This window comes from Bradyrhizobium valentinum (assembly GCF_001440405.1).
Classification (GTDB): Bacteria; Pseudomonadota; Alphaproteobacteria; order Rhizobiales; family Xanthobacteraceae; genus Bradyrhizobium; species Bradyrhizobium valentinum.
Genome location: NZ_LLXX01000142.1, coordinates 60,671 through 72,359, shown reverse-complemented (window position 1 = coordinate 72,359; position 11,689 = coordinate 60,671). Strand labels below are relative to the sequence as shown.

Annotated in this window: 10 protein-coding genes and 3 pseudogenes; 9 read left to right on the top strand and 4 right to left on the bottom strand. The window is 58.7% G+C overall.

Translation table 11 applies throughout. From position 1 onward, the window contains the following. Positions 1 to 237: 237 nt before the first annotated feature. Positions 238 to 678, bottom strand: a complete 441-nt coding sequence (locus CP49_RS24930) for a gamma-glutamylcyclotransferase family protein (protein WP_057852811.1) — start codon at positions 676 to 678, stop codon at positions 238 to 240. Positions 679 to 923: 245 nt separating this feature from the next. Here CP49_RS24930 and CP49_RS47795 point away from each other — a divergent pair. The 6 genes and pseudogenes from CP49_RS47795 to CP49_RS43355 all read left to right on the top strand — a co-directional run. After that, positions 924 to 1,049, top strand: a pseudogene (locus CP49_RS47795) (tyrosine-type recombinase/integrase); the annotation flags it as partial. Between the two features lie 217 nt (positions 1,050 to 1,266). Then, a complete protein-coding gene (locus CP49_RS24925; RefSeq protein WP_057852810.1) occupies positions 1,267 to 1,650 on the top strand; it encodes a RidA family protein in 384 nt (127 codons plus the stop codon). Between the two features lie 696 nt (positions 1,651 to 2,346). Beyond that, positions 2,347 to 3,801: an acetamidase/formamidase family protein gene (locus CP49_RS24920; protein ID WP_197423224.1), complete on the top strand. Its 1,455-nt coding sequence runs from the start codon at positions 2,347 to 2,349 to the stop codon at positions 3,799 to 3,801. Next, positions 3,698 to 4,456 carry a twin-arginine translocation signal domain-containing protein gene (locus tag CP49_RS24915; protein WP_156438636.1) on the top strand — a complete coding sequence of 253 codons (759 nt, stop codon included), beginning with the start codon at positions 3,698 to 3,700 and terminating at the stop codon, positions 4,454 to 4,456. The genes CP49_RS24920 and CP49_RS24915 overlap by 104 nt, the downstream gene beginning before the upstream one ends. Before the next feature lie 416 nt (positions 4,457 to 4,872). Beyond that, a complete protein-coding gene (locus CP49_RS24910) occupies positions 4,873 to 5,271 on the top strand; it encodes a nuclear transport factor 2 family protein (protein WP_057852833.1) in 399 nt (132 codons plus the stop codon). A 341-nt stretch (positions 5,272 to 5,612) separates the two neighbouring features. Next, positions 5,613 to 5,993: pseudogene (locus tag CP49_RS43355) on the top strand (tyrosine-type recombinase/integrase); the annotation flags it as partial. 31 nt (positions 5,994 to 6,024) lie between these two features. Here the strand turns inward: CP49_RS43355 and CP49_RS43350 are convergent. Together CP49_RS43350 and CP49_RS43345 are read right to left on the bottom strand one after the other, a co-directional pair. Then, positions 6,025 to 6,297 (bottom strand): annotated as a pseudogene (locus CP49_RS43350) (DNA -binding domain-containing protein); the annotation flags it as partial. Positions 6,298 to 6,309: 12 nt separating this feature from the next. Continuing rightward, positions 6,310 to 6,492, bottom strand: coding sequence for a hypothetical protein (locus CP49_RS43345; protein WP_156438635.1), 183 nt, complete (start codon positions 6,490 to 6,492; stop codon positions 6,310 to 6,312). 603 nt (positions 6,493 to 7,095) lie between these two features. On the opposite strand from CP49_RS43345, the gene CP49_RS24895 reads away from it, so the two are divergent. Continuing rightward, positions 7,096 to 7,758: an SOS response-associated peptidase gene (locus CP49_RS24895; RefSeq protein ID WP_057852807.1), complete on the top strand. Its 663-nt coding sequence runs from the start codon at positions 7,096 to 7,098 to the stop codon at positions 7,756 to 7,758. 1 nt (position 7,759) lies between these two features. Here the strand turns inward: CP49_RS24895 and CP49_RS24890 are convergent, their stop codons facing one another. After that, positions 7,760 to 8,014, bottom strand: coding sequence for a hypothetical protein (locus CP49_RS24890; RefSeq protein WP_057852806.1), 255 nt, complete (start codon positions 8,012 to 8,014; stop codon positions 7,760 to 7,762). Positions 8,015 to 8,244: 230 nt separating this feature from the next. Between CP49_RS24890 and CP49_RS24885 the strand changes: the two genes are divergently transcribed. Both CP49_RS24885 and CP49_RS43340 read left to right on the top strand, forming a co-directional pair. Next, positions 8,245 to 8,436, top strand: coding sequence for a hypothetical protein (locus CP49_RS24885; RefSeq protein WP_057852805.1), 192 nt, complete (start codon positions 8,245 to 8,247; stop codon positions 8,434 to 8,436). A 3,035-nt stretch (positions 8,437 to 11,471) separates the two neighbouring features. After that, positions 11,472 to 11,621, top strand: a complete 150-nt coding sequence (locus CP49_RS43340) for a nucleotidyl cyclase domain-containing protein (RefSeq protein WP_245310847.1) — start codon at positions 11,472 to 11,474, stop codon at positions 11,619 to 11,621. Positions 11,622 to 11,689 lie beyond the last annotated feature (68 nt).

The following is an 11,689-nucleotide window of genomic DNA, read 5'->3' as shown; positions in this document are numbered from 1 at the left end:
GTTTTTGCGGTAATTGATGTGGTCCCTCACTTCGCTGCGAGAGAGACGCACCAGCGGTCCTGAGAATTTTCAGTCATCAGCGAAAAAGGACTTTTTCAACACAATCGGTCAAAAAGCGACGGTTGAGCATGTCCACGTTACTTCCGCTTTACCCCGGTGAGCCGACATCGTCAGGCGGACAGATTAAGTCCGAATGGTGCTGAAAGCTGCCGTCGGCCAACTGCCATTGCCTTCTCGTCATGCGCCTACCTTCCAATCCAGTTCACCTCGCTCATTCACGGTCTCATAGAGCGGGCCGCGAGCGAATGCTTTGCCAAAGCGATCTTCGCGGCCAACGTATATGAACGCCTTGGTCGGCAGGCGCTCGCCAGCGGCGAGCGCTAAGGTGACGTCGATCAGCTCACGGTCGTAGGAGCTGCCTTCGCGCTCAAGTTGGTCGAGCCGCGCTAGCGTCTCATCATCGACGGTATAGATTTCGCCGGCTAATGGCTTGCCTTCTGGATCGGGCAGGATCACTGGGAAGCCGGTCTCAATCATCTTGTGGCCGGTCTCAATCATCTTGTAGGTCGGCACGGTAACCGCGCCGCCGAAGAACTCGCAACCACCAAGCAAGCGATGGTTAAAGAGGCCGCTCTTGAGGGTGCCGTAAACGAATACTCTATGCATCATGCTCCGCATCTCCTTTCCATGTCGCAGAGGCGTCGGTAATCGGCCCCCTCGCTTGTATGATATAGCAGACGAACAAGGGTTGCGGCCCATGTCTCAGATGGGTCAATCGCTACCGGTCGCTCATAGCCAAATTAGACGCCAGTTCGGTCGTGGTCCGAAAGCAGACCTGATTCCAATCCCCTAGCCGCTGGCACAGACTCCTCGACCCCCGTAACAGAGGAGTATGACCATGCAGGATCAACTGACTGCGGCCCCGGCGGACGGGAAATCTCAGGACCGTCCAGCTTTTGCTCGGACATACCAAGATCGAAAGCACGGTCAGATATCTCGGGATCGAAGTAGATGACGCCCTGGCTATTGCGGAACAAGTTGATGTCTGAAGTACCCGGGCAGAGCGGACATGCTCTGCCCACCCTCTAACCGCCGGTTTGTGCCACAAACGGACCTGGTACCCATTTCGTCGATTACCTTGTTGGCGCTAGTGAGTATTGAAGCCAACGCTTGCGAAACCGCGAAACCACGGGGCAGAGGATGTGCTGGCCGACAGGGCCAACTGCAACTAGCCTCTGGACGTCGATCCCAATTCAGGAGCTAGGCATGCCAAAAATCCAGCGCATCATCGTTCCCGACATCCCACAGCCAGTCAGCCACTATTGCCACGTGACCCGCGCAGGCCCCCACGTCTGGGTTGCTGGCGTCGTTGGCCAGGCGCAGGACGGCAGCATACCGTCCGACGTTGTTGCCCAATTCGACATCGCCATCGCCGTGATGGACAAGTGCCTGAAGGCGGCTGGCGCCGGGCCCGAGCATGTCGTCAAGGTGCAAGTTTTCATGACGGACGTCACGGAACGACCGAAAATCAACCCGCGCCGCATAGCGTATTTCGGCGAAAATCTGCCGGCCTCCACGCTCGTCGAGGTGAAGGGATTGGTCGATTCGCGAATGAAGGTCGAGATCGAGTGCCAGGCTTACGTTGACTAGGAACGACGCGTGCCGCCGGCGCGCCGATTCCCAGCTCTGGGTCTTGGCAGGGTCAAAAGGCGACTTCGCGGACCTATCGGCGCGTGGTCAGCTCTACCTTTGAAAGCCGTCATGGGCGACAAAAAGGGGCACGGCGGCTATGGGGCCAGAAGCGGACGTCGCTATGAGTTGGCGCCGGCGGCTTCATGCGTTCACACTCGACCAGAGGCGCCGGGCGCCCCCGCCCTCGAACTGCTGAGCCGCGGTCTTCTGGCGGCCATCGGCGCATGGCTGCTCTTTCGCGCAATCCGCGGTGAGCCACACCGTCACGATGCTTGTCCGTGGGACTTGTGGCGGGTCTCGTACCGTGCCCGCCTCACGTTGTTCGCGATGGTCTACGTCCTGGCAACGGTGTCCCACCGGCCGGCATTGCTTTCGCCGCCGCGATGCTGCTGGGCGGCGCCCTGACGCCCTGCGTTGTTGCGTTGCTGACAATCTTCGCACGCGAATGGCGCGTGCGCAGCTGAACCCGGCATGGCAACCCTAGCCCATCTGTCCCGTCTCCTGGAAGGTGCCACGGGCGTCGCCCTGTTGCTGATCGGTCTCGCGCCGTTCGTTTCGGTGATCTGACCGCGAAGGATATGTCCGTCGTATCAGCGCCGACACTGAAAACGCTGCACTTTGAGGACAAGGAAATGCTGGACCGACAAGAACGCCATGGCGGTGAAGAGGCCGTTGTTTTTCCGCCCTTTCGACCCATGGTGGTTGGCACTTACCCCAAAGGGGAGTAGCTTCGCCGGACGGTCGTCAGGACGAGATCTTGATCTCCTCATCGTGCCGCCGGGCGCCCAAGGCGTTGCCGATCGTCGTCCCGACCAGAATAGGGCCACGATTCTGCTGAGGGAGGAGCGAATGATGCAATCTGGGCAATTCTGGATCATCACTGCGGCCGCGACATTGCTGCTCAGCGCAACCGCAGCGCATGCGGATACGACGTCCGTTAAGGCGTGGCAGATTGTGCGCGTCGCGAAGACCGGCGCGCACTGCGTCGACGACAAGAACTGCATGAATCGCATGCACCCGGCCATCAAGCCGGTGAGTCGCGCCAACCCCGGTCAGCATATCGTCTTTGAAACGCGCGACGCCTTCGACTCCGATTTCAACCTCGGCTCCAAGCCCGAGGATGTGTCGGCGGCCGATCTCAATCTCGTCCATCCGCTGACCGGCCCGGTCTTCATCGAGGGTGCCCAGCGCGGCGACGTACTGGCGGTGACACTCCTCGACGTACAGCCGGACGACTACGGTTACACTGTGATCGTCCCGGGCTTCGGTTTCCTGCGCGATCGCTTCACCAAGCCTTTCATCGCCAATTGGAAACTCAACCGCAAGGAGGCGGTCTCCGACCAGATCCCGGGCGTCGTCATCCCCTTTAACGGATTTATGGGCACGGTCGGGGTGCTGCCGGGCCAGCCCGAGGTGGCCACGATCCTCACTCGCGAGGCGACGCTGCAGAGCGCGGGCGGCGTCGTGCTGACTCCGCAGCCGCTCGGTGCGCTGCCGAGCGATGTCTGCGGTCAGAACGGAAGCAGCAAGAATGAGTGCCTGCGCACCATTCCGCCGCGCGAGAACGGTGGCAACATGGATATCAAGCAGATGGTGGTAGGCACGACGCTGCTGCTGCCCTGCTTCGTGGACGGGTGCGGGTTGTTCGTCGGCGACGTCCATTTCGCGCAAGGCGATGGCGAGGTCTCCGGCACGGCGATCGAGATGGGGGCGACGGTCACGCTGGTCACCGAGATCCGCAAAGCGCAAGCCGCGAAAGTCAAAGTCCCGCACTTCGAAGGCGGCGATCAGCTCATCCGGTTGGCGCCGACCGAGTTCTACGCCACCACCGGCTTCCCGCTGAAAGCCAAGGGCCAGATCCCGCCTTACCATACCTACCTCGACAGCCAGAAAATCGGCCCGCTCGAGAACCTCTCGGAGGATCTCATGCTGGCGGCGCGCAACGCCCTGATCGAGCTGATCGACTGGATGGTTGGCGAGAGGGGCCTCACGCCGGAGCAGGCATATGTCGTGGCGAGCGTGGCCGCCGACCTGCGTATCGGCAATGTCGTCGACGTGCCGAACTACGCAGTCTCCGCCATCCTGCCAACTACCATATTCCGCAAGTAGTAGCGTGTGGCATAAGACCGAAGGTCCTGAGGTTGGCGGGAGGCCGAGCCGCCGGGAATTCCTCCGAACGGCGGGGGCCGGCGCCGCAGCCATGTTCCTTTGTGGCCACGCACCCTATGGCCAGTGGGGCGTCTACCGCCGGCGTCACCTGCTGATCCTGACTTCGCGCGCCGATCCTCCCTCGTTCGAGCTCGGCAAGCGGGTAGCTGAGGTCCTCGCGGATCGCTTGCCGAGCAGCAAGGCTCAGGTGAGCAGGGCGCCGCACAAGGAGCGCATCGCCAGTCTGATCAGCTCGCAGCAGTTGGACGTCGCGCTGATGCGGCGCGACGATGCGGCAGCCCTTCGACAAGGGAGGCCCCCCTTCGCCGACCACGGACCAGTCAAGCTGTTCACCGTCGTCGGCATCGGAGAGTATTTGTTCGTCTGCCGCGACGACTTTGCAGCACGCCATGCCTGGTTGATCGCCGAAGCGTTGGACAAGAGCCGCAGCGCCCTTCCCGAATTGCTGCTGCCGAGCGGTTCGTCCTCCGAGCCACCCGACTCGCGCATCCCGCTGCATCCTGGCGCTATAGGTTATTTCACGGGCGCGCCCGTGCCGGGCCTCGAGCCACATGCCCATGAAGATCACACCCACGAGGTTGATGTCCCGCAATGAGCCGCGGCCCTAAGCTGGAGGCCGCCCAGACCTCTGCTTCTTCATCAATTGCGAGCCTCGTCGCGCCCTCGCAGCACTTCAGAAAATGGTCAATCGCGTCATTTTGGTCGTCGGCCGACTATTTTCCGGTCTTCCCCTGGAAACGGACATCGTCAGGGTCGGTCGCCATGTCTCAAAGGTGCCAAGACCGAAAGTTGCGTGGCGGGAGAGCAGACTTGCGTCGTGCAGCAAATCGCAGAAATAACTTGCCAGCTCCTGCGCCTGCATTCTGCCGACTTCGACGGAAGCTAGGTGGATTCCTGCAAGTCGGAATCCCATCAAATGCCAACCCAAATGCACCGTCCGCGCATTGACAGGTTCACATACGAGTTATGAAATGACCGCGTTTTCACCCCAAATGCGTTAGGAGGGTGCAGATGAGCGAACATGAGAACCGACAACTTGTCGAGCAGGCTTATGCCACCTTCAAGGCCGGTGACATCCCGGCGCTGTTGCAATCCATGTCAGATGACGTGACGTGGCAGTTGCCAGAGATTGAGAACGTGCCTTTTGCTGGCAAGCGACAGGGGCGCGGCGCTGTCGGCGAGTTCTTTTCGACCCTCGCAAGCCTACAGGATGCGCGTTCATTCGAGGAGCGTGAATTCATTGCACAGGGCGACAAGGTCGTCGTGCTCGGTCACTACGTCTGGCAGGTCAAAGCCAACGGGCGCACCATCGAGGGCGACTTCGCGCACGTCTTCACCGTCCGCGGCGGTCAGATCGTGGCCTTCCACGAGTACATGGACTCAGCCGCGGTCGCCAAAGCGTATCGTTAGGGTTGAGCACCAAGGGACCGCGCCGGAGCTGACGTGGACTTGATGTCGCACGTGAGCTTGTCCGTTGAGCGGAGGTAACCTCACTGGAGCACGCGATCTTTTGATGACTTTGGCCTGACGGAACGGTCGAAACTCCATTCGATCGATCGGCGGACGCTGGTCTTTGAGTCGGCGAGCAGGATGATGTCCGTTCTGGGTCATTAACGGAGCTCACCGAGCTACCAGCGCAGGTCCGCTTTACTTCCAACAACAGACATCCCCGGGTCGGACGTGCCAATCCTGTACGATTGTGCCTCTGACCGATTACTATCCAACGTCCTGATGAGCTTCAGGAGGTTCACGTGTCATTGGGAAAACAGGCTAAAACACTGACCAAGGGGCAAATCGATGCCGCCTTAGGCTCAATCGTAAGAACGAGATATCCGACCAGAAATCGTGTCATCCTCCTGCTGTCCGTGAGAGCCGGGCTCAGAGCGAAAGAAATTGCCTCGCTCACGTGGGCCGTGGTCACGGATGCCGAAGGTCAAATTGGCCGGACCATCTACCTCCATGACAATGCCAGCAAGGGTCAGTCCGGAAGAATAATTCCGATGCACACGGAGCTTCGATCAGCGCTCGACGATTTGCGCAGCGCGTCACAGCCTAGTTCGAACGATTTCGTCATAGGAACCGAGCGATCAAAGCGAACGTCGCCGCAGGTAATCGTGAATCTGTTTGCTCGCTGGAGCGCCGGGACAACTCCTAGGGCAACGTCTAGATCGAGCGTGTCAGAGGCAGGCGTCGCGATGACCAGGCGCCGCTTCGCAACAGATGGCGATAACCTTGCTCGCTCATCCATCTGGCACGCGATAGATGGCTTTCGAATGCGATTCGCGCGCGGTCGGCCTCGGTGTCTGGGTCAATGTGCAGGACGATACGAGAGACATCACGCCAATCGGCGCCTTGTTGATCAGCATCAAGCACCCGCATGTACGTGATGATGTGCTCCTCGTCATACTCAGTGAGGGCTGGTCCGGTTGGCGCTACGTAGCGAGCGCCTCAAGCTATGTGCCGCTGAGAACTACTCGGATGCCTGAAGAAGGCATCAAGGCTCACAGGTTCGCCGCTGTCTTGCCAAAGCAGCTTTTGACCGAGGCTAGCTGCCACCGCGATGCGGTGGTGCCCGCCGACCAACGTGCCGTCATGCGTTGCCTTGGCGATGATCTCACCGGTCTCGTTCACGATGTTTCTCATAGCCGAATAGCCCTGTCAGGATCGACTTCTGCCATTCAGTGATCAACTTACGGCTTTCATGTCTGTTCCTATGCCCGCGATAGTGCGCAGCGGGTCATGCCTCGTGCCGAGCGGCTGCGCATTGCAAAGCACGTCATGCGCCCATGGCAGAGGGCTATAAGCTCGTCCATCACCAACGTCTCGACCAATCCAACTCGCCGCGCTTATAGTGAGGTATTAGAATAGCCGTTGATCCGCGCGCCACTGCCGTGCGCACTCTTGCTGGTGGTAAATCGCAAGCGCACAATAGGGCTCGGTGTTGCACTTTGGTAACCCATTATTTTGCTCGCAAGCGATAAGTTCATCGCTTTGGGAGAGAGGCATATGGACGTGTATTTCAACACCAAACGTGATCTGCTCGTTGTGAAGACGGGATATCCAATGCCGCCCGCTGCGGCGCAGGGAAAATGGCGTAAAAGCAAAAAGAGGGTCACAAAAGTCAGCGACGAGATCAGCTCCGCGCTCCAGAGGCAGGGCTACTACATGCGAAAGCTAAGGGACCTGCATAGTAATAGAGACTAGCGCAAGCACGATCCTTCGCGGCGGCCTTCGATGTGCAATCTCTACAGCATCACCACCAATCAAGAAGCCATCCGCGCGCTCTTCCGCGTCATCAACCGCTACGTCGGCAACCTGCCGCCGATGCCGGGCGTGTTTCCCGACTACCCGGCTCCCGTGGTGCGCAACACCGAGACTGGCCGAGAGTTGGTGATGATGCGCTGGGGCATGCCGCCACCGCCGCGGACTGGCGGCGCACCAGTCACCAACATCCGCAATACGTCATCGCCGCACTGGCGTATGTGGCTCAAACCGGAGAACCGCTGCTTGGTACCGGCTAACAGCTTCGCCGAATACGCGCCCGAGCCGAACCCGGAAACCAAGAAGAAGGACGTCGTCTGGTTCGCGCTCAACGAGGACCGATCATTGTTCGCCTTCGCAGGCATGTGGACGACCTACAACGGGGATCGCGGCACCAAGTCGAAGCCGATACCGGGACCGCACGAGGTCTACGGCTTCCTGACCACGGCGCCGAGCGCAACTGTCAAGCCGATCCATCCTAAGGCGATGCCGGTGATACTGACGACCGATGAAGAGCGTGACGTTTGGATGCGCGCGCCATGGGATGAAGCTAAGGCGCTGCAAAGGCCGTTGCTGGATGATGCCTTAAAGATTGTGCTGCGTGGTGCGGAGAAAGAAGATCAGGCGGCGGCCTGAACTATTGCGCCTTGATCGGTTTTGCGTTTGCTAGGATACCGTTGATGATCTGTTTTGCGGTATCGCGGGCCTCTTGCGCCGTCTCTGGCGAAATTCCTGGCAGCTTGTAGTCGTCGGTCAAATCAAGCAATGCCTTTCTCACATCGGACCGAAACCCATCAGGATCCTCTGCCATATCCGCCAAGATGCTGAACAGTGTCATCAGCATAAAATTGTTGGCCATATCGATGCCGGGCTGCTGGCCTTGTGTATTCATCTGAACTCCCATAGTCGCGAGGTCCCTGTTTCCTTTAAGCTATTCTTCTCGCGCCGCACGCCCTTGAGTTGACGACACAGTGCCGCCGGGCAATGTTCTTCGATACCAGCGGGCCCGACGATGTTTGCCCGGATCGGCGTCATGAAAGCATTGAACCGGGACCACGTTCGGGAGTTTAAACCATCTCGCAAGGAACCCCACTGGGGGCGCCGCAAGCTGGCGCGAGATCGATGAAAACGGTCTGGATTTACGTCGATACAAAGAAACAGGTCGGCGACCGTGACCATCTCAAGGTATTTGCAAACTCGGACCTTGCCGATGAGTGGTTCGTGGTGAACGATCCCGAAGGGGTCGTCTTTGAGTACGAGGTCATAGGCGTTGCAGATGACGACACCGGATCAGGACGTCAACGGCATCGCTAGACCGAGGCCGACCACCACATGAAAACGCGGCATGCGGGCAGTGGTTCGACATGCGTGATCTGGCGCACGTGATGGCCCACATCCACGATCAGGAAATCGTGGAGCGGCAAGGTCCGCCTCTGGATTTACAATGATCGATGTGACGCTGTGACGGCGTCGATGTTGCCTTCGATCCATGCTGATCTCGGCAAGGTTGGCTTGCGCGGCGGCGAGCCTGCCAGAACGCGCGTCGTTCTGGTATTTGCGCCAGAGATCGCTTGGCAGCACGGTCTTGCGAGCGGGAGATTTCACGTGCCGGCCAACCTTGTGCAAGCACGGCCTGCCGAGCAGCGGTCGAGCTCTTCGGCGTCGAATTCGATGGGCCCGCAAAGGATCTGCTTCGATTCCTCACATGCGGATCGGTGGATGACGGCAAATCCACGCTGATCGGGCGCCTGCTGCACGATTTCAAAATTGATCCTGGAGGATCAGTTGTCGGCGCTTGCCCGAGATTCCAGACGTCACGGTAAGAGAAGCATCCGAATTGCGCCTCACTTCCGTTATGGGTCACTAACAGGCATCGGCGCTCGTGGCCGTGATTGTCTGCTTTACCCCCGCGAGCAGAAATCGTCGGCTTCGCGCTCATGTCTGAAAAGTGCCAACACCGGACGTGCTAGTAGGGGGTCCATTGGGGCGGCCCCATGCGCTTTCATTTAGGGAACGGCAACGTTGACTGTATCTTCGAACTGCTGTCCGGCAGCAACCCATTTTTTTGCCCGGACAACGTATCATGATGGCGTGCCATGCGATGTCTGGACGCGATCGACAGCTTAACGGTCGGCACAGCTGAAAGTGATGTAAAGGCAAGTCGGAAGCGCCGTCTCCTCAAGGGACCGGAAGAATTTCGCGATGTGCGGTGGACAGGTCAACGGCTAAGCGGAAGTGACCCGGATTGTTTTCTCGCTATTTTAACCGGAATGGCCTAAAGAGACTGATCGCCGCCCGCCCCTAGGCTGTTATCGGTGACTGAGAGCGTCTGTGCTCCCGCCTCAACTGAAGGCGGTCAAATGTTGAAGGTGTCTTTATTCAATTTTCGTGAGTGGCTGGTACTCCCAGTGTTGCTGCCGATCTTTCTTGTACTGCTCATCGTCGCGGCGATGTTGTACAACACAAGCCCGGCCTAACGTGGGCCGCGCTCGCCATACCTCGAACTCAATGGTGCAGCTCTATGAACCAAGTTTCGCTCGATCAAGTATATCGCTTTGATCAGACGCCATCCGCGCGTGTAAAACGTCTGCGCAAGGAAGCTCACGGCACACCGCCTGGGGTCCGGCGTGACGAATTGCTCCGCAGAGTGCAGCAAATCGAAAACATTTTGCCTGCTCAGGAGCCGCTTCCATCTCTCGATCTTCAACCGTCTAAATGAGCAGTTCTCGGCCCATACTTGGAGGGACCGAAATGGAAACTGCTGTCGCGTATCTAATCTCTGTTGGAATAACTGCTTGCGGGATCTGGGTCGTTGCCGGAACGATTGCGGCAGGCTCGCCTTTGGCTTGGACGCTTGCTGGTCTCGCCACCGTTACGGTCGGATCTCTCAGCCTTTTTGATCAACTTAAACCTGTGAGTTAGACCCGCTTCGTTGCCGCCGGCAGGACGATCCGTTGCCCAGTCACTTGAACCTAATGGCATTCACTCCTCGGCCTATCGTCTGGAAGACCGTCATGTTTTTTGCAGTGACTGCTGTCCTGCTACACGCGGTCTGGGGTCCATACTGAGCAACGCGCGAATCCGAAACCTCTTCGTGCTGTTGACCGTCACCCAAAACCGCGCTCCGTCCGCACCACGTCAGCTTCCTCCCGGTTGCGGCGGGGTACTAGTTTCGCACCGTAGGCTTATACAGCTGGGGCTGAAGGCAAAAGCGAAATGAAGGACTGGAAGTGGACCCAAGATCCCAAGACCCTCCTCTGGATTATTGGTGCCCTGGTTTTCCTGATATGGGTGTTTTTGCAGAGGCAATATTACTGAGCTTCCGCCGGCTGGTCGACCTGGGCCTGAAGGAAAAAGCAAATGATCAAGCCGAAGCGGTCTGCCGAGCAACAGGTTGCGGACGAGCTCGAGCGACGGGCTCTCCACCCGCTTTCGTCGAGGCAGACGATATCGGACAGCCAAGCCGAGCCAGAATTCCATGCAAACCACAAACGCCTTAGAGCAGAAAGGCTAGCGCGAGAGGCAGTCGAGATCGGGTTGAAGGCGAAGGGGAAATAGTGAACGAGCTAAAGCCGACCGCCGCGAGAACGTTTTGGTTTGTGGCGGCGCTGTCGGCGATGGCGATCATCACGGCAATGACCCTCATCGGGTTTCCCATTTAGGGCGCCAGGCCTTGATGGGAACGTAGCCCACTGCTCGGCAGTAAGGTGGGTACCGTTGTCGGTCTTACGCGCCATAGCCGCACCGTCATGGTTCGCTTTGACGGCAACAGGACGAAGAACACCCACACCGCGATTACATCGAGCCGGTTGAGGCTTAGTGAGATTTCGAGATCGCCCGTTGCAGCGTGCGAACCAAATCCTCCGCAGCCTCTTCCATCGTGTCTTTTCTTCCCAGATGCTTAATCATTGCGACTAGCGTGTTGATCAAGACGACCCGGGCCATCGGCGGCGAAACCTGTCTTTCAGCCAAGAGCGCACGGATGTCTCGCGTAAGTGCGACGCATTCGACTTCGTGTGCGTTCGTCATCTCTCTGGGCACTTCACTCCTCCAGCCAATGAAAAGTTGGGATTCCAAGCACGCCCGATTCGTCAGCCAAGCTGGTGGCGGATCGGTGGCAAAAAACTGCCGCTATGACGATCTTCGTGACGGCTACCTGCCCTAGGGGTTAATGGATCGTTACTGGCTGAGCTTCTGACGCGCGCCGCCGATATTCTGACGGACGACCGAGCGTATATTTTTATTGGGACGATCTGCCGGGGCGCAGGCTAAACCCTGATTTCACGGACAGTTACCGGCGAGTGCGAAGTGATCGGCGATGCGGCATTGCCGTTCACATCGGAGCGCGTGTGGCGGCGCTCGCCGGCGCGAGTGAGGTGTTGGTGTCGGGCACGGTCAAGGACCTGGTGGCAGGTTCCGGCTTACGTTTTGGTGATCGCGGCAATCATTCGCTTAAGGGTGTCCCGGAAGATTGGCGCATCTTTGCAGTCGAACGGTGAATGCGCCGCTCTAACCAATTCGACTTGACGCTCCTCCGATCACTTCGCGCGCACCAAATGTCTCTTGC